This is a genomic window from Mycolicibacterium sp. lyk4-40-TYG-92 (assembly GCF_030209435.1).
Taxonomy (GTDB): Bacteria; Actinomycetota; Actinomycetes; order Mycobacteriales; family Mycobacteriaceae; genus Mycobacterium.
Window position 1 is genome coordinate 658,778 of record NZ_JARVRX010000003.1, and the last position, 17,772, is coordinate 676,549.

The 17,772-nt window shown below is 70.0% G+C and carries 16 protein-coding genes; 8 read left to right on the forward strand and 8 right to left on the reverse strand.

Annotated features, from left to right (window positions below):
- Positions 1-32: 32 nt before the first annotated feature.
- Both QRN63_RS09350 and QRN63_RS09355 read right to left on the reverse strand, forming a co-directional pair.
- The gene (locus tag QRN63_RS09350; RefSeq protein ID WP_285030510.1) at positions 33-383 is read right to left on the reverse strand and encodes a metallopeptidase family protein; all 351 of its coding nucleotides are present in this window, start codon (positions 381-383) and stop codon (positions 33-35) included.
- A gap of 2 nt (positions 384-385) precedes the next feature.
- The gene (locus tag QRN63_RS09355; RefSeq protein ID WP_410506139.1) at positions 386-1,852 is read right to left on the reverse strand and encodes a septum formation family protein; all 1,467 of its coding nucleotides are present in this window, start codon (positions 1,850-1,852) and stop codon (positions 386-388) included.
- A gap of 122 nt (positions 1,853-1,974) precedes the next feature.
- On the opposite strand from QRN63_RS09355, the gene serS reads away from it, so the two are divergent.
- Both serS and QRN63_RS09365 read left to right on the forward strand, forming a co-directional pair.
- Entirely contained in the window at positions 1,975-3,231 is a 1,257-nt protein-coding gene (gene serS / locus QRN63_RS09360) for a serine--tRNA ligase (protein ID WP_267319623.1), read from the forward strand.
- 19 nt (positions 3,232-3,250) lie between these two features.
- On the forward strand, positions 3,251-6,562 hold the full coding sequence (locus tag QRN63_RS09365) for an ATP-binding protein (RefSeq protein ID WP_285030511.1): 3,312 nt from the start codon (positions 3,251-3,253) through the stop codon (positions 6,560-6,562).
- Here QRN63_RS09365 and QRN63_RS09370 read toward each other — a convergent pair.
- Complete coding sequence (locus QRN63_RS09370; protein WP_285030512.1) at positions 6,559-7,284, reverse strand: hemerythrin domain-containing protein; 726 nt, start codon at positions 7,282-7,284, stop codon at positions 6,559-6,561. The two genes, QRN63_RS09365 and QRN63_RS09370, sit on opposite strands and share 4 nt — an antisense overlap.
- Positions 7,285-7,389: 105 nt before the next feature.
- On the opposite strand from QRN63_RS09370, the gene QRN63_RS09375 reads away from it, so the two are divergent.
- Both QRN63_RS09375 and QRN63_RS09380 read left to right on the forward strand, forming a co-directional pair.
- On the forward strand, positions 7,390-8,217 hold the full coding sequence (locus tag QRN63_RS09375) for a DUF5718 family protein (protein WP_285030513.1): 828 nt from the start codon (positions 7,390-7,392) through the stop codon (positions 8,215-8,217).
- A gap of 63 nt (positions 8,218-8,280) precedes the next feature.
- Positions 8,281-8,529, forward strand: coding sequence for a hypothetical protein (locus QRN63_RS09380; protein ID WP_267319619.1), 249 nt, complete (start codon positions 8,281-8,283; stop codon positions 8,527-8,529).
- 9 nt (positions 8,530-8,538) lie between these two features.
- Here the strand turns inward: QRN63_RS09380 and QRN63_RS09385 are convergent, their stop codons facing one another.
- Genes QRN63_RS09385 through QRN63_RS09395 form a run of 3 tightly spaced genes read right to left on the reverse strand, consistent with a single transcriptional unit; the run spans position 8,539 to position 11,182 of the window.
- Entirely contained in the window at positions 8,539-8,907 is a 369-nt protein-coding gene (locus tag QRN63_RS09385) for a hypothetical protein (RefSeq protein WP_285030514.1), read from the reverse strand.
- Complete coding sequence (locus QRN63_RS09390; RefSeq protein WP_285030515.1) at positions 8,904-10,466, reverse strand: Rieske 2Fe-2S domain-containing protein; 1,563 nt, start codon at positions 10,464-10,466, stop codon at positions 8,904-8,906. Before QRN63_RS09390 ends, QRN63_RS09385 begins: the two co-directional genes overlap by 4 nt.
- Before the next feature lie 38 nt (positions 10,467-10,504).
- Positions 10,505-11,182, reverse strand: coding sequence for an aminoglycoside 3'-phosphotransferase (locus QRN63_RS09395; protein ID WP_267319616.1), 678 nt, complete (start codon positions 11,180-11,182; stop codon positions 10,505-10,507).
- A gap of 52 nt (positions 11,183-11,234) precedes the next feature.
- On the opposite strand from QRN63_RS09395, the gene QRN63_RS09400 reads away from it, so the two are divergent.
- The 3 genes from QRN63_RS09400 to QRN63_RS09410 are packed head-to-tail and all read left to right on the forward strand — an operon-like array spanning position 11,235 to position 13,562.
- Positions 11,235-12,008 (forward strand): lysophospholipid acyltransferase family protein, encoded by a 774-nt coding sequence (locus tag QRN63_RS09400; protein WP_267319615.1) that lies wholly within the window; start codon positions 11,235-11,237, stop codon positions 12,006-12,008.
- 4 nt (positions 12,009-12,012) lie between these two features.
- Positions 12,013-12,750: a lysophospholipid acyltransferase family protein gene (locus QRN63_RS09405; RefSeq protein ID WP_267319614.1), complete on the forward strand. Its 738-nt coding sequence runs from the start codon at positions 12,013-12,015 to the stop codon at positions 12,748-12,750.
- Positions 12,750-13,562: an HAD family hydrolase gene (locus QRN63_RS09410; protein ID WP_267319613.1), complete on the forward strand. Its 813-nt coding sequence runs from the start codon at positions 12,750-12,752 to the stop codon at positions 13,560-13,562. The genes QRN63_RS09405 and QRN63_RS09410 overlap by 1 nt, the downstream gene beginning before the upstream one ends.
- A gap of 4 nt (positions 13,563-13,566) precedes the next feature.
- Here QRN63_RS09410 and QRN63_RS09415 read toward each other — a convergent pair whose 3' ends face one another.
- Together QRN63_RS09415 and QRN63_RS09420 are read right to left on the reverse strand one after the other, a co-directional pair.
- Positions 13,567-15,183, reverse strand: a complete 1,617-nt coding sequence (locus QRN63_RS09415) for an N-acetylmuramoyl-L-alanine amidase (RefSeq protein WP_285030516.1) — start codon at positions 15,181-15,183, stop codon at positions 13,567-13,569.
- A gap of 153 nt (positions 15,184-15,336) precedes the next feature.
- A complete protein-coding gene (locus QRN63_RS09420) occupies positions 15,337-16,332 on the reverse strand; it encodes a hypothetical protein (protein ID WP_267319611.1) in 996 nt (331 codons plus the stop codon).
- A 201-nt stretch (positions 16,333-16,533) separates the two neighbouring features.
- On the opposite strand from QRN63_RS09420, the gene glf reads away from it, so the two are divergent.
- Entirely contained in the window at positions 16,534-17,769 is a 1,236-nt protein-coding gene (gene glf, locus QRN63_RS09425; protein WP_285030517.1) for a UDP-galactopyranose mutase, read from the forward strand.
- Positions 17,770-17,772 lie beyond the last annotated feature (3 nt).

Below are 17,772 nucleotides of genomic sequence, written 5' to 3' on the forward strand. Positions count from 1 at the left end.
CGCGATCCGACAAAACCATGGTGCCGCGCTGCTCAGCCCCAGCCCAACTCGTGCAGCCGCTCGTCGTCGATGCCGAAGTGGTGGGCGATCTCGTGGATCACCGTGATGGCCACCTCGTCGACGACGTGCTCCTCCGAGTCGCACATGTCGAGCAGGGCGTCGCGGTAGATCGTGATGGTGTCGGGCAGCGCGCCCGCGTAGAACGAATCGCGTTCGGTGAGGGCGATGCCTTCGTACAGCCCCAGGATCTCGGGATCGTCCGGGTTCCGCGGCTGCACCAGCACCACGACGTTATCGAGCGCCGCGGCGAGCCGGGGCGGGATCAGATCGAGCGCGTCGGACACCAGTTCCTCGAACCGCTGCTGCCCCATGCGTACGGGCATGACTACGGAGCGGGCGGCGGCGCCACCGGCCCGGGGGGCGCACCCCCGCCCACCGGCCCGGCCGCCGGCGGCGGTGCCGGCGCCTCTTCGAGCGGAGGGCCGTCGAGCGGCGCGCCGAACCCGGGCGGCGGCGCGGGAGCGGGCGGCGGGCCGTTGAGGAACGTGTTGCCCTGCTGCTGCTGAGGGGTACCGGGGGCGGTGTTGCCGTGCTGGCCGGAGCTGTCGGTCTGGCCCGGCATGTGCTGGTTGCCCTGCGGCGACTGCGACGTCTGCTGGCCGCGCTGGTTCTGGCCCGACTGGCTCGACTGACCGGACTGCGAACCCTGCGACGATGACGACGACGAGCCCTGCGACGACGTGTCCACCGGCGGCTCGATGACCGGGATCGGCGGCAGGTTCAGCCGTTCCTCCGGGATGGCCGGCGGCGCGACGGGCGACTGCCCGTTGACCAGCAGCGGACCCTTGGCACTGTTGACCAGCGTCGACCAGCCGCCGTTGCCGAGCGACGAGCCGATGCTGCACGACACCTGGCGGCTGCCGGCGGTCCAGCTGGGCAGCGCGATCGAGCTGTAGATCAGCGTCAGTGTGGTGCCCCGCAGCTGAACCGGGGCCAGGTACTCATCGGTGGTCTTGGTGCAGCTGTCCTTGATGTACGCCAGCTGGTCGGGCTCGGCCGGCATGGCGTCGTGGTACTTGTCGGCCAGGTTGACCGCGCCGGTGACCTCCATGGCGTGCGGCGCCGAGCAGTCGACCGGGATGTCGATGGGCTGATTGGTCGCCGGGTCGATGCCGAGGCAGGTGCCGGCCGGCCACACCTTGGACTGGTCGACGTCCGCGACCTTGCCCTTGTAGGCCAGCTGCTGGCTGTTCGGGCCGAGCAACTGCAGGCCGCACAGCATCCGGCGCTGCCCCTTGGTCTTCCACGCCTTGTCGCCGGACCAGACCAGGCTGACCGCGAACTTGCCGTTGGGGTCGTAGCGCGGGCCGAGGTAGTCGCGCGCCGCGTTCTGGCACTGCTCCTGGCTGATCTGCTTGATGCGGGCGTCCGACGGCGGCGCCGCATCGGGACCGTATTCGCTGCCCGGGAACGTCCGCATGTCCAGGGACTCGGCGACCTCGAAGCGGTGTTCGTTCTTGCAGTCGACGATCTCGACGGCGTCCGGCGAGCGGTCCGGCCAGTTCAGGCAGTCGCCGGGCTTGGCGTGGTCGAGGGTGTCGCTGACGCGACCGGCGTTGACGCGGCCGGTGCCGAAGCCGAGCCCGGCCGGGCCGAGCGAGCCGTCCGGCAGGACGGTGAGGACACCGGCGATGAGCAGTCCGCCGAGCGCGGTGAGGACGAGCGCGCGCTGCGTCCCGGTGACATGCATGCCGTGCATGCGCTGTCGCCAGGTGGTCGTCGTCTTCGGCGCGTCTGGGGGCGTGTCCAGGCCCTGTTCGACCGCCGGGGGTGCGTCCAACATCGGCTCCATTGTGACAGCCGCGGCTGGAGCTGTGACAAGAGTTGCAGTTGTACTGTTATGTGGTTGTGGCCAGGCACCGCTACGGGCCCTCGACATTCCACAGCCGCGGCGACAAAAGTAGTGTGACGCCCGTGATCGACCTCAAGCTGTTGCGCGAAGATCCGGACCGGGTGCGGGCATCGCAGCGATCCCGTGGCGAAGACCCCGGCCTCGTGGATGCGCTGCTGGATGCCGATGCGGCCCGGCGCGCCGCCATCTCCGAGGCGGACACCGCACGTGCCAACCAGAAGGCGGCGAGCAAGCTCGTCGGTGCGGCCTCCCCGGAAGAGCGGCCGGCACTGCTGGAGAAGGCAAAGGAACTCTCCGCGGCGATCAAGGACATCGAGGCCAGGCAGGCCGAGGCGGAGGCGGCGTTCACCGCGGCACACATGGCCATCGGCAACGTCATCATCGACGGCGTCCCGGCCGGTGGCGAGAGCGACTTCGAGGTGATCGAGGTGGTCGGCACACCGACCACCCTCGAGGCTCCCAAGGACCACCTCGAGCTGGGCGAGGCCATCGGCCTGCTCGACATGGAGCGCGGCGCCAAGGTGTCGGGCTCGCGGTTCTACTTCCTGACCGGCCAGGGTGCCCTGTTGCAGCTCGGTCTGCTGCAGCTCGCCGTCCGGCTGGCCACCGAGAACGGCTTCACCCTGATGATCCCGCCGGTGCTGGTGCGTCCGGAAGTCATGCGCGGCACCGGATTCCTCGGCGCGCACGCCGACGAGATCTACCGCCTCGAGGCCGACGACCTGTACCTCGTCGGTACGTCGGAGGTGCCGCTGGCCGGCTACCACGCCGATGAAATCCTGGACCTGTCGGAAGGCCCCCTGCGGTACGCCGGCTGGTCGTCGTGCTTCCGCCGGGAGGCCGGTAGCTACGGCAAGGACACCCGCGGCATCATCCGCGTGCACCAGTTCGACAAGGTCGAGGCCTTCATCTACTGCAAGCCCGAGGATGCCGAGGCCGAGCATCAGAAGCTGCTCTCCTGGCAGCGCCAGATGCTCGCCATGATCGAGGTGCCCTACCGCGTGATCGACGTCGCCGCAGGCGATCTCGGCTCGTCGGCGGCCCGCAAGTACGACTGCGAGGCCTGGGTGCCGACGCAGCAGGCTTACCGCGAGCTGACGTCGACCTCGAACTGCACGACGTTCCAGGCCCGGCGCCTGTCCACGCGGTACCGCGACGAGAACGGGAAGCCGCAGACGGCGGCGACCCTCAACGGGACGCTCGCCACCACCCGCTGGCTCGTCGCGATCCTGGAGAACCACCAGCAGCCCGACGGCAGCGTCCGGGTGCCCGATGCGCTGGTGCCGTACGTCGGCACCTCGGTGTTACAGCCCAAGTAGGAACCACGTCGGCGGGGGCATGACGGTGGCACAACCGGTGCGGGTGACGGTGCTCGGTCCGGTGCGCGCGTGGGTCGGTGATGCTCCGGTGGACCTGGGCGCGCGCATGCAGCGCGCGCTGCTGGCCCGGTTGGTGGCCGCGCGCGGGCACACGGTGTCCGTCGACCGGCTCATCCACGACCTGTGGGAGGGCGAACCGCCGCCCAAGGCGCTGTCGGCGCTGCAGGTCTACGTCTCGCATCTGCGCCGGGTGCTCGAACCCGATCGGCTGCGCCGGGCGCCGGCCAGGATTCTGGTCAGCGCCGCGCCCGGGTACTGCCTGCGGTTGCCGGACGACGCCGTCGACGCCTGGCACTTCGAAGCGAAAGTGGCTGCGGCGCAAGATGAGTCGAACCCGCGGCGACGTGCGCAGCTGCTCGACGAGGCACTGGCCGGCTGGGCGGGCGAGCCGTTCGCCGGCGCCGGTGACGCCCTGTGGGCGGCGCCGGAGGTCTCGCGGCTGACCGAGCTGCGGCTGGCTGCGGTGGAAAGTCAGGCCGCCGCGCACGTCGACCTCGGGCGGTACGGCACCGCCGTCGCGGCGCTCGAAGGACACGTCGCCGCGCATCCGGGGCGCGAGGGCGCCGCCGCGGTCCTGGCGAGCGCGCTGTACCGGACGGGCCGGCAGGCCGACGCGCTCGAGGTTCTGCGGCGCACCCGTGAGCATCTGATCGATGAACTGGGGTTGGAACCCGGCCGGGCCCTGCGCGACCTCGAACGCGACATCCTGCGCCAGGCCGACCATCTGGAGCCCTCGCGGACGGCGCCGCTCACGTCGCCGCCGCAGGTCGCCGTGGACGCACCGCGGGACCGCACCGGCCAGGCGGCCTACGGCCGGGCCGAGGAGCTCGCGACCATCGATGCGGCCGCGCGGGGCGTCGCCGCTGGTGCCAGCGCGGTGCTGTGGATCGGCGGCGAGGCGGGCTCGGGCAAGACCACGCTGGCGGCGGCCGCCGCGGCCAGGCTGCGCGCGGCCGGCTGGCGGACCGTCCACGGCCGATGCCAGGAGGTCCACGGCGCGCCGGCGGGCTGGGCATGGACCGAGGTGCTCCGGGAACTGGTCGATGCGACGGATCCGGACCGGCAGGCACTGGCTCCGCTGCTGCACGACGACGCCGCGGCCGATCAGGGCACGTTCTGGCTGGGACAGGCGGTCGCCGACGCGCTGGGCGCCGCCGCCGGCCAGCAGCCCCTCGCTGTCGTCCTCGACGACCTGCACCGCACCGACGGCCTCACGCTGGAGCTGCTGCGCCTGGTCGCCGACCGCATCCAGGACCGCCCTGTCCTGGTCATCGCGACATACCGCCCGTCGGAGGACCGCGGCGAACTCGAGGTGGCGCGGGCAGCGCTGACGGTCCATACGTCCGCGCACCTGATCCTCGGTGGCCTGGACGCCGCGGCCACCGCCGCCGTCGCCGCCGACTGCGGACTGACGACCAGCGGCGAGGCGCTGCGCCTGCTACGCGAGCGGACCGGCGGCAACCCACTTTTCGTGCGGGAGTTGGCCCGGTTGATGGCCGCCGAAGGACCCGACGCGGTGTGGGCATCGGTGCCTGTCGGGGTGCGTGACGTGCTGCGGCGCCGGCTGGCCCGGCTTCCGGGCCCGACGGTGACCGTGCTGCGCCAGGCCGCCGTGCTGGGCCGCGACATCGATGTCGACCTGCTGGCCGAGCTGGGCCGCGGCGACCCCGACGATCTGCTCGACGCCCTCGAACCGGCCGTGCTGCTGGGCCTGCTCGACGAGCCGACGCCCGGCCGGCTGCAGTTCGCGCACGGGCTGGTCCGCGACACGCTCTACGAGGACACCTCGAAACTCCGCCGGTCGCGGCTGCACGCCGCGGCGCTGGAGCTGCTGCGCGCACCCGGTCGCTCGGTCGACCGGGCCGCCCTGGCCCACCACGCCGTCGCCGCCGCGACCGCGGAAACCGCTTCGGCGGCAGCAGAATTCGCCACCGCCGCGGCGCGCGACGCGAGTTCGGTCGGGGCGCACGCCGAAGCCGCGCGGCAGTGGCGTGCGGCGCTGCAGATGCTCGAACTGGCGGCCAGCCGGCAGCTGGCGCCGAGCATCGAGGCGCTGGATCACGACATCGAGGTCCGCTGCGGCCTGATCGCGGCACTCGCGCAGTCGGGCGATGCCGTCACCGCGCGCAGCGAGATGAAGTGCGCGCTGCAGTTGGTGTCGGGCCGGTCGCGCGACGACCTGGTGGTGCGCATCCTCACCGCGTGGGACACCCCGCTGGTGTGGCGCGACCGCGAGTACGACGAATCCGACGGCCAGATGATCGGGCTGCTGCGGCACGTGCTGGCCGGCGACGTTTCCGCGGCGGACCGGATTCGGCTGCTCAAGGCGCTCTATGTGGAACTTGAGGGCAACGACCCCGACGGCGCGCTGGCCGCGAGCACCGAGATGCTGGCGCTGGCACGACAGGTGTACGCCGACGACCCCGGGACCGGCCGCCTGCTGTGCACCGCGCTCAACGTGCACGCCTTCTGCGCCCTCGGCCCCGATCTCGACTCCGAGCGCGACGTGCTCGCCGCCGAGCTGCTGCGGACCGCCGAAGCCGCCGAGCAGGCCGACTACCAGGCGGTGGCGCACTGGCTGCTGTCACTGGCCGCCGGCAACCGCTCCGACCTGGCGACGGCCAAGCGACACGTCGACCTCGCGGTGGCGCGCGCGAGCACCGGCCAGCTGGTCCACCTGCTCGGCGTGCTGGGCCTGTTCCAGGCCCGGATGTATCTGCTCGCCGGCCGGCTGGCGGACGCGGTCAGCGCCTACACCGATCTCGCCGCACGGATGGCCGAGAACGGCGCGGCCAATGGCGCGAAGCTGGCGATGGTCGGCCGGGTGACGGGTGAGTTCTGCCTCGGCGACCTGGGCACGTTGGCCGATGAGCTGGTGTTCTTCTACCGCGAGATTTCTGTCGCCGCGTTGGACGCGGCGGTGCTGGCGCTGGTCGCGCGGGGCCGTGACGCCGAGGCGCGGGCGCTGTGGCCGGACCGCAAACCGATCGAGCGGGCCTATTTCTGGGTGCCCTTCACCGTGCTGCGGGTCAATGCCGCGGTGGCGATGGGTGACCTCGACGAGGTGCGGGCCCGCGCGGCCGAACTCGAACGGTACTCCGGCGGCATCGCCGGGCTCGGCGTCGACGGGCTGATGGTGGGCCCCGTCGACGACGCGCTGGCCGCCGCCGCCGAGGCGCTGGGCCGGCCCGACGACGCCCGCCGGTACCGCAAGGCCGCCGAGCTGCTGCGGGAGCGGCTCGCGGCCGAGGCGCTGGGCTTCATCGACTAGCCGGCCAGGGCCTCGAGCCGGCTCTCCGCGAGGTCGCCGAAGACTGTGCGCATCACTCGCCGGTGCCGGAGTGCGAGCACCGCGAGGAAGGCGCGCAGCCCGATGCCCAGCTGCCCCGCCATCGACGCCCGCTCGTCGTCGGTCATCACCGCGAACGAGCGCGGGCCGTCGAACGACATCCGGCTGCCGCCGCGGGCGGCGGTTTCCACGGCCTCCCAATCCGCGACCGACACATGCTCGGTGATCAGCGGGAACAGGTCCCGTTCCTCGTCGTTGATGTGCTCGGTCAGCAGCGCGGTGAGTTCGGCCAGTTCGAACGCCATCAGGAACGCGACCTTGCGGTCGCCGTTGGACAGCCGGAACGCCGCGGCGCGAGCCCTCAGCTGATCCAGGCGCGGGTCCAGCGCCGCGTGGTCGTCGGTGAGCTCGCTCAGATCGAGGTGATCGCCGACGCTGGCCTGGATGACCGGCCACAGCACGTTGTCCTCGGTGCTGTGGTGGTGATGGATCGAGTCGCACAGCAGCTCGATGTACTGCGAGATGGCGCGGGCCCGGGCGGGTGTGCAGATGATGTCGCGGTCGCGCACGGCTTTGGCGAGCTCGGTGAGCCGGACCAGGTCGACGAGCATGGCGCGGTGCGCCAGCGTGATGCCCAGCAGGTCGGGCTTGGGTTCGCCGGCCTGACGGGGTGCGACGGTGACGGCTTGGACGGAGGTGGGCACAGCAGACTCCTCGTGATCGGTTGCGCACAGCCTGGTGCCCGTGACTTAAGCGCGACTTGGTTGTGGCTTGTCGGTGCTGGTCACGGCCGCAGTAGGGTGGCAGCCATGATCGATCTCGACCTGGACGACATGCGTGGCTGGTTCGGCTTCGGGGTGGCGGGCAACTTCGCCGGGCACCTCGAACAGGCCGGGGAGGCAGTCGATTTCGTCAACGTCAGGTCCGAGGGCGGGGCACCCAAGGGCATCTTTCCCTGGTATGCGCCGGGCAGCGACACGTTCCTCGGCGAGTTCCCGCTGTCGACGGATGCCGTCCAGCTGCCGGTGAGTGACACCCCGCTGAACCTCCAGATCGAACCCGAGGTCGGGCTGGCGTGCGAGGTGTCGTGGTCGGGCGACCGGGTGGTCGGGCTGCGGCCGTTCGCGCTGGGTGCGTTCAACGACTGCTCGATCCGCCGGCCGAACGCCCCGAAGATCAGCCACAAGAAGAACTGGGGCCCGGCGTCCAAGGGGGTGGCCCCGCAGTTCTTCGCGATCGACGACTTGAGCCCCGACGGTCCGACGTCGTCGCTGCGGCTGGCCAGCTTCCTCGACGACGGCAGCGGCGATGGGGCCGGCGTCGAGCAGGCATACGGCCAGGACAGCCCGCTGCTGGGCTACTCGTACTACGGGACGCAGCTGCTGGACTGGATCGTCGACCGGCTGGCCAACCAGAACGGTTCGGATGACACGCCGCTGGAGGATGTCGGCGCCCTGATGGTGGCCGCGGGCCGCCCGTCGCACCTGCTGGTCGGCATCGGCGCGACGCGGTACACCGAGCTGGGGGAGTCCACCTACCTCAAGCCGGGCGACCGGGCCATCGTGCGCGTGTACGACACCGCATCCGACGACGTCTCCGAGCTCCGGCAGACGGTGCGCGCCGCGAATCAGCCCTGATCACCTCGCCGATTTGCGCGTAGCATGGGTGCACGTCGGGGCCATCGGCCGGAGGTATCGATCATGTTCGACTCAACCCGCTCGTTCGCCGTCACGTCCGCGGCCATCCTTGCGTTGAGCTTCAGCAGCGCCGTTGCCGCAGCCGATCCCCCGGGTCCGGGGACCCCGTGCGGACAGGACAAGGTGATCACGTCCATCAACACCTGCGAGCCACTCAACGCGTCGTGCACCGGCTATGACGGGATGCTCATCGGCCGCGTCGCCGCGGACGGCCGGTGCGTGATTCCGGGACTCTCGGGCACCAGCTGGTAGCGGCGACTGTCAGCGGCCTGCTTGATCTTTCAGCAGCACGTCCAGCGTGGCCAGAAACTCCTTGGGCCGCAACGGGGTACACGCCGGCGCCGGTGTGGTGCCGGCGACGTCGAGCGTCACCAGCGTCGATTTGATGGGCCGCCAGATGTCGAGCGGCAGCCACCGGCGCGGATCGGTGCCGCCCCAGATCAGGAACCGGTCCAGGATGAAGCCGAGCGACTCGGACTTGTAGCCGCGGACCGCGCTCAGCGGGATGATCTTCGACGTGCCCGACGGAAAGTGGTAGCGCCGCAACGTGATCGCCTGCCGGTCCAGGAAGATCTGCCCGTCGTCATAGTGCGCGTCCGAGCGAGCGCCGGAGTGGTGGGCGCTCGTCACCGCTTGGCGCTCCGCAACTCATGACCCTTGGAGGTCAGGCAGCGGCCGTTGTCCAGGTTCCACTGCCAGCCGTGCAGGTTGCAGGTCAGGGTGTTGCCTTCGACGATGCCGAACTTCGACAGGTCGGCCTTCAGGTGCGGGCACCGCCGCTGAATCTCGTAGCCGCCCAGCTCGATCGATGCGGAGGTGTCGTGCGCCTCGGCGAACCAGCCGTCGGCGTAGGCGATGCGCTCGTCGGTCAGGCACTTGAAGAACGTGTAGAGGTATTCGTTGTAGCCGCCGACCCGCCATGCCTCGAAGCGGGTGGACAGGAAGATGGTGTTGACCCAGTCCGGTTCGTCGTCGCGCAGTACGGTGCGCACCAGCTCGGGTGCGATACCGAAGCCGTAGCGGAACTTCTCGTCCGGAATCGGTTCGCGCACAGCCCGTTTCGGGAAGTCCAGGACCACGGTTTGAGAATCGGGTCCGGAGCCGATCTTCAATTCCACGGGGTAGCCGATGCCGTCGCAGATCTGGTCGCTCGCCGCCATGATCGGCTCGAATCTGGCCCGCAGCGGCTCCAGCAGCGAATCGCCGGAAGCCGGTGCCCACGAGGCCTTTTCTGCGGCCAGCACCGGCGCCATGCGCTGGGCGTAGGCCTCGATGTAGTCGGCCTTGCCGGTGGTGAAGATCGCCTCGGCCTCGGCTTCGGGAATCGGGTGCACCAGGGAGTCCAGTGCCGACCCGGTGAACGTGGCCACCGTGCCGGGGATCATCAGCAGACCGCCGTCGTGGCCGTGGCTGCGCAGCTGGTCCAGGAACACCGCCTGGTCGGGGAAGATGTTGGCCGGATCGCCGTGATCGTCGTTGAGCCAACGTAATTCGGGGTCGAGGAAGCATGGCGGGCCGGCCGACGGCACCACCCAGGTGGCCCCGACCTGCGCGATGTACTGGCGACAGCGGTCCATCTGCCGCTGCCGCTTCTGGGTGCCGAAGGCCTCTTTGGCCCGGGCCGGCATGTCGTAGACCATGGGGTACCAGATGGCGCCCGAGTACTGCAGCATGTGTACGTCGACGTCGCCGAACTCGGTGGCCACCATGTCCAGGTCGATCGGGCGGGCGTCGTTCATGTTGAACGCGACGGTCTCGCCGTCGGACACCACCAGGCCCGAGTCGCCGATCGGGCCGTCGGCCGGGGCGCGCAGCGCGATGATCATGACGTCCAGGTCGCCCTTGGGCCCGCTGACGCGGTGCTTCACCGAATCGGTGGTCTCGAAGAACGTGTGGAAGCCGAGGGCCTCGAGTTCGCGGCGCAGGTCCGGCACCGGGTAGTCCGGCAGCAGCACCGTCGCGTCCTTGTTGACGTGGGCGCGCAGGTGCTCGGGGTCGAAATGGTCCTTGTGCAGATGGCTCACGTACAGGTAGTCGCAGTCGCCGAGGGCGTCCCAGTCCAGCCCGCTGTTGTCCGGGAACGGGAACCACGACGCGAAGTAGGCAGGGTTCACCCACGGGTCGCACAGAATGCTGCCCGCGGCGGTATCGATCCGGAATCCGGCGTGTCCAACGCTTGTGACCTGCACAAATGCCCCTTTTGGCGGTGGAGAGTTCGCCAGCGAGTCTAGCTGGATTCCGGAGCGTCCCAGAGCGCGCGGTAGTAGGCGATGCGTTCGTCGTCCCGCGTCACCCCGTAGGCGTCCAGCAGGGCGGCCTCGTAGTTGCCGGGGTAGTTCCAGTCGAGCGACATCGTGGCGATCGCCAGGTCGGCCCACCGGTCGGCCACCCCGAGGTCCCCGATGTCGACGTGCCCGACGAACGCACCGCCGTCGCCCATCAGGGTGTTCGGCGCGCACGCGTCGCCGTGGCAGACCACGAGCCGGTCGGGGTCGGGGACGTCCATGACCCAGGAGGGCCGCCCGAACGGGCAGTCCGCGACGGGCAGGGTGTCGTGCATGGCCCGCAGTCCGGCCCCGATCGCGCGGGCCGCGGTCTCGGGATCGTCGGACCACCGTGGGTCGACGGCGGAGCGGCCGGGCAGGCCCGCGGTGTGCAGCCAGCCCGCGCCCTCGCCGAGCACCGGCGGGACGGCGATGTACCGGCCGGCCCAGCGCAGCCGGACGGCCTCATCGGTCAGCAATGGCGCATGCTCGGCGGGATAGGTCTTCACGTACTCGTCGCCGGCGCCGATCGCGAACGTCACGCCGCCGAGTTCGTTCTGCCAGACCGCGGTCACGGGACGGCCGGCGGCCAGCCTGTCGACGACGTCGGGAACGGGTACCGGGCCGCTGGGAAATGTCACCTGACCGACCTTTCCATGCTTGGTACCGGCGGTCCGCACTAGGCTGATGCCCGTGGAACCGGTATATGGCACCGTGATCAAGCTGGCGCGCACGGTGTGGCGGGCGCAGGGCCTGAAATTCACCGTGACGGGCGCGGAGAATCTGCCGGTCAGCGGCGGCGCGGTGGTCGCGATCAACCACACCAGCTACTTCGACTTCACGTTCGCCGGGTTGCCCGCCGTCATGCAGAAGCGCGGCCGCAAGGTGCGGTTCATGGCGAAGAAGGAAGTCTTCGACAACAAGTACGGCGGCTGGCTGATGCGCAAGATGCGCCACATCCCCGTCGACCGCGGCAGTGGTGCCGACTCGTACGCCGAGGCGGTCAAGCAACTCAAGGCAGGCGAGCTCGTCGGCGTCTATCCCGAAGCCACCATCAGCCGCAGCTTCGAGATCAAGGCGTTCAAGTCGGGCGCGGCCCGCATGGCCATCGAGGCCGACGTGCCGATCGTCCCGCACATCATCTGGGGGGCCCAGCGGATCTGGACCAAGGGTCATCCGCGCAACATGCGCCGCCCGAAGGTGCCGATCTTCATCCACGTCGGCGAGCCCATCTATCCGACGCTGCCGGCCGCCGAGCTGACGGCGCTGCTGCACGCCCGCATGCAGCATCTGCTGTCGGAAGTCCAGGACCGCTACCCCGAACACCCCGCCGGCGAGTTCTGGGTACCGCACCGGCTGGGCGGCGGTGCGCCGACACTGGCCGAGGCCGACCAGATGGACCTCGACGAAGCGCGCGAGAAGGCGGCTCGTCGGGCGGCGCAGCATGCGGAAGGTGCGCCGGAGTAGCGCCATGGAGCCAGTTTTCCGCGGCATCGAGATCGCCGCAAAGGCGGCGGTCGCCGCCACGGGAACCCGCATCACTTACCAAGGGCTGGAACACATTCCGGATACCGGCGGGGCCGTGATCGCGATCAACCACACCGCTTACGTGGACTTCCTGCCGGCCGGTTTGGCTGCCACCCATCGGCGTCGTCGGGTGCGCTTCATGCTCAAGGCCGAGGTGCAGCAGGTGCCGATGGGCAATTTCCTGGTCAAACGGGCCGGGCTCATCCCTGTCGACCGCAGTTCCGGTGGCGACGCGTACCCCGTCGCCGTCGAGCGGCTGCGCGCCGGGGAACTTGTCGGGGTATATCCGGAGGCCACGATCAGCCGCAGTTTCGAGCTCAAGGAGTTCAAGACCGGCGTCGCGCGGATGGCGCTCGACGCGCAGGTCCCGATCATCCCCGTGATCGTCTGGGGCGTGCACCGGATGTGGACCAAGGACCACCCGAAGCGGTTGGGACGCAAGAAGATTCCGGTCATCGTCCGCGTCGGTGCGCCGATCGAGGCGACTGGTCCCGTCGCCCAGGTGATGGCGACGTTGCAGCAGACCATGACCGATCAGCTGCATGCTGTCCAGGAGGAGTACCCGCATCCGCCGGGTGAGTACTGGGTACCGAGCCGACTGGGCGGCGGCGCCCCGACGCCTGAGGAGGCCGAAGTGCTGGAGAAGGCCGAGCGGGCCCGCCGCGAAGCGGGGGACCGGTGATGCTGCCTGCCCTGATCGCCACCGACGTCGACGGCACGCTGCTCGACACCCATGAGCGCGTGACGCCACGGACCCGCGCGGCCGTACAGGCCGCCGTCGCGAACGGTGCCAAGTTCGTGCTCGCCACCGGCCGGCCCCCGCGCTGGATACCACCGGTGGTGGACGCGTTGGGTTTGGCGCCGATGGCGGTGTGCGCCAACGGCGCAGTGCTCTACGACTCCGCGACGGACCGCATCGTCTCGGCCCACACCCTGAGCCCGGATGCGTTGGGCGAGTTGGCCGAGATCGCCACCCGGGTGATCCCGGGCGTCGGGCTGGCGGTCGAACGGGTGGGCCGCACAGCATTCGACGAGTCGATGCCGCAGTTCGCGAGTTCGCCCGGCTACGAGCATGCCTGGCACAACCCGGACAACACCGAGGTGTCGGTCGAGGACATGCTCAGCGTGCCGGCGGTCAAGCTGTTGATCCGCAAGGCGGGTGCACACAGCGCCGATCTGGCCGCGGCGCTGGCGCCGCACGTCGGCGTCACCGGCGACCTGACCTATTCGACCAACAACGGGCTCATCGAGGTGGTGCCGCTGGGGATCAGCAAGGCCACCGGAGTGGCCGAGATCATCCGCCCGTTGGGTCTCACCGCCGAGGACGTCGTGACGTTCGGCGATATGCCCAACGACATCCCGATGCTGACCTGGGCCGGCCTGGGTGTGGCGATGGGCAATGCGCATCCCGAGGCCCTGGCGGCCGCCGACGAGGTCACCACGACCAACAGCGACGACGGCGTGGCGCGGGTCCTCGAACGCTGGTGGCTTTAGCCCGTCAGCTCTGCATCTCGATGCGGCTGAACCGCTCGAGCTGCACCGGCTCCTGCTTCGGTGGCGGCGGAAGTTCTTGCGGCACACCGTCGATGACGCGTGTGACGATCCCGTTCTCGCGGTCGAAGTTGAGGGTGCCGTGCTGGAAGTTCTGCACGATCCACTGCGGTTCGGCAATTTCGCCGCTGGTTGGCAGTCCGAGGGCGCCGCGTTCGAATCCCAGTGCGCCCCAGGCGTCGTAGAGGGATCCGGTCAGCGGCTGGGCGCCGGTGGCGGGCGACCAGTACATGGCGCCGTGGTCGAACGTCGCGTAGCGGGTGTGACCGTCGGCCGCGGCCTCCGGTGAGGTGGCGACGCCGAGCGGGCCGGACGCGCCGCCCATGGCCTGCCACTTGTCGAAGATGGCACCGCCGCGCAGCATGTCCATCGCGCTGAGGGCGCCCGGCGGGGCGGTGAAAGATGCTGCGATGTCGCGCAATTCGCCCATGGCGGCGTAGGCGGCGTTGCCCGGGCAGTCGGTGTTGCCGACGTCGCGGTGGGTGAAGATCGTCGGCAGCGTGGGCGTCGCGCCGGCGGGGAAATGGGTGAACGAGCCGCCGCCCGACGTCAGTACCACGCTGCCGAGGGGGTTGACGTGGTCCAGGCTCAGCCGCCAGCCGATCAGCCGGCCGGTCATCTTGAGCTGCAGCGGGGTCGGGGGCACGGCGTCGAAGTCGCCGAGCATGGCCACACCCCAGGTGTCGACGTTGAAGCCGCCGGTGTGCGAGCCCTCGACGGGCCGCGTCATCCCGCCGAACCGGCCCTCGAAAACCTGCCCGTACTTGTCGACCAGGGCGTTGTAAGCGATGTCGCACCAACCCAATTCGCGGGTGTGGTACTCGTAGATCGACCGGACGATGCCCGCGGAATCCTCGGGCGCGTAGTCGTTGCTGCCGGCGGTGTGGTGCACGATGGCCGCGCGCACACCCGGGTCGTAGACCGGCTGTCCGCAGCGGACACTCTCGTTGGCGCCCCACTGGGCCCGGCTGATGATGTTCGGCGGCTGGTTCGGCGCCGACACCGCGGTCGGCTGGAACTGGACGTCGGCCGGTGCCTCCGGCGGACTGATGAGCACCGCTTTCATGCTGGGGCCGAGCGGCTTTTCGACGTCGACGGGGCGGTATCCCAGGCCGGGACCCTGCGGCCGGTCGCCGGCGGGCGGCGTGGCCGCGGCTTCGGCGGGCCGGGTCACCGCGATCTGGACGGTCTTGGTGCGGCCGACGAACACGGGCTCGGTGCCGCGCGTGGTGGCGCGCGCCTCGCCGACGCCGTCGGGCGCCTCGACCTCGTACCAGGGTCCCCAGGAGCCGTCGGCCTTCTGGGCGCGCACCCGGGCCGAGGTTCCGGTGAAGTCCGACGCCGTGAGCGCGACCAGGGAGAACGGAGTGTCCTGGTGGATTTCCCGGACGGTCTGTCCGCCACCGACGCCGGCCAGTGGCTGCGTGTGGAGCTCCGGCGCCGACGGCTTGTCGTCCGTCAGACCGGGGATACCGGGAATGCCGCCGACGGCCAACGGCACCATCACGACGGTCGCCGCCACGGCGGACAACAGTATTGACGGTGCGGGACGACGGCGCGGCACAGCGCGAATGTTACGTATGTGTCAGCTGTTACCCGTGTTTCGACACGGGTTGCCTGGCTGTCAATTCTCTGCGAGACGCCGCAACGGCACCGCAGAGCCTTGTGGCTTCTGCGGTGCCGTCTCGGTTACAGGTCTTCAGTTATGTGATGGATGTCAGACCGCGGGGGCCGGCAGGGCCGGTGCCGCCGCGGCGGCTGCCGCGGGGGCAGCCTGAGCGGACTTCACCGCTGACGTGATGGCCGGTACGACCATGCCCTTCAGCAGATCGATCGCCTGGGTCGCGCCCAGCTGGTTGGCCGCGCTGGTCAGGTCGCTGATCAGTCCGCCGCCACCGCTGCTCGGGGCCGCGCCGAGGCCGAGGCCGTCGCCGCCACCCAGACCGACCGACGGATCGCCGAGGATCGGGTAGCTGCCACCGAGGCCCTGGCCGGGGCCGAGGCCCAGGCTTGCGTTGGGATCGGTCATCGGCATGCCGGCGGCGCCGAGCCCCGCCGGGTTCGCGCTGATCGACGGCGTCGTCAGACCCGTGGCGTTCAGGCCGGGAGCGGTCAGCCCGGGCGTGCTCACGCTCGGGAGGGTCGCGCCCTGGGTCGTGAGACCGGCGCTGGGCAGGCCGCCCAGGCCCGGGGTCAGCGCCGACGGGCTGGTGGTGCCCAGACCGGCCGGCGGGGTCAGGCCGGGCGCGGTCGCCCCGGTCGGCGGGGTCAGTCCGGGTGCGGTCAGACCGGTCGACGGGGTGGTGCCCAGACCCGGGGTCAGGCCCGCGGGCGGAGTGAGCCCACCCGCTGCCGGCGTCAGGCCGGTCGGCGGCGTGAGGCCGGGGGTGCCGAGGCCGGGGGTGGTGCCGAGGCCGGGGGTCAGGCCGGTCTGCGGCGACAGGCCACCGGTCAGCGGGCTGGGGGAGCTCGCGGCCCCGCCCATGAGGTTCGGCAGGTTGACGCCGAACTGGGACAGGCCCTGCGACAGCGCGGACATGACCTCGTTGGGGAGGTCGGTCACGAGCGCGGCCTGGACGAATTCCCGGTGCTGCGGAGTCGGGGTTGCCGGGGTCATCTCGGCGACCGCCACGAGTGCGATCGGACTTGCGACGGCCACGGCGGCGACTGCGCTCATGGCTGTCGAGAGCTTGCGTCGACGTCGGTTAGGCACGGAAGTCTCCTCAATCTGTGGGGTACGGCTCGAGCTGGCTTGCCGAGTCGTCGGTACTGACGCAATCGATGTTAAAGCTGTGATTGGTGGGATTAGAGTGACGATGCGGAATCGTGAGCGAATTGCGACCGGCTCGCGCACTGCCCGACCCGACCGGGTGTTTTCGGGCCGAACGGCCTCTGTCGGATACCCTGAACGCCGATGACCTCCGCTGATTCCCGGGGCGCTGCGACCCAGTCCTCCGGCCCTTATGACCTCATCGTCGTCGGCTCCGGATTCTTTGGCCTGACGATTGCCGAGCGCGCGGCAACCCAACTCGACAAGCGGGTGCTGGTCGTCGAGCGCCGTCACCATCTCGGCGGCAACGCCTACTCCGAAGCCGAGCCCGAAACCGGCATCGAGGTGCACAAGTACGGTGCCCACCTGTTCCACAACTCCAATCAGCGGGTGTGGGACTACGTGCGGCAGTTCACCGACTTCACCGGCTACCAGCACCGCGTCTTTGCCATGTACGACGGCCAGGCCTACCAGTTCCCGATGGGGCTGGGCCTGGTGTCGCAGTTCTTCGGGCGCTATTTCAGCCCGGACGAGGCCCGCGCGCTGATCGCCGAACAGTCGGCCGAGATCAACACCGACGACGCGCAGAACCTCGAAGAGAAGGCCATCTCGCTGATCGGCCGGCCGCTCTACGAGGCCTTCGTCAAGGGCTACACCGCCAAGCAGTGGCAGACCGATCCCAAGGACCTGCCCGCGTCGATCATCAGCCGCCTGCCGGTGCGCTACAACTTCGACAACCGCTACTTCAACGACACCTATCAGGGTCTGCCGGTCGACGGCTACACCGCCTGGCTGCAGAACATGGCCGCCGACGAGCGCATCGACGTCGTGTTGAACACCGACTGGTTCGACGTCCGTGACAGCCTGCGCGCCGAGAGCCCCGACGCCCCGGTGCTGTACACCGGCCCCCTCGACCGCTACTTCGGCTACTCCGAGGGCCGGCTGGGCTGGCGCACGCTGGACTTCGAGATGGAAGTGCTGCCCATCGGAGACTTCCAGGGCACGCCTGTCATGAACTACAACGACCCCGACGTGCCGTTCACCCGCATTCACGAGTTCCGGCACTTCCACCCCGAGCGGGATTACCCGACCGACAAGACCGTCATCATGCGGGAGTACTCGCGCTTCGCCAACGACGACGACGAGCCGTACTACCCGATCAACACCGATTCGGATCGCGCCATCCTGGCGGCCTACCGCGCCAGGGCGAAGGCCGAAACCGAGGAGAACCGAGTGCTGTTCGGGGGCCGGCTGGGCACCTATCAGTACCTCGACATGCACATGGCCATCGCCAGTGCGCTGAACATGTACGACAACGTGCTGATGCCACATCTGCGTGACGGCGCGGCACTCGGCGACGCCGGTACAGAAAGTAGCTGAAGA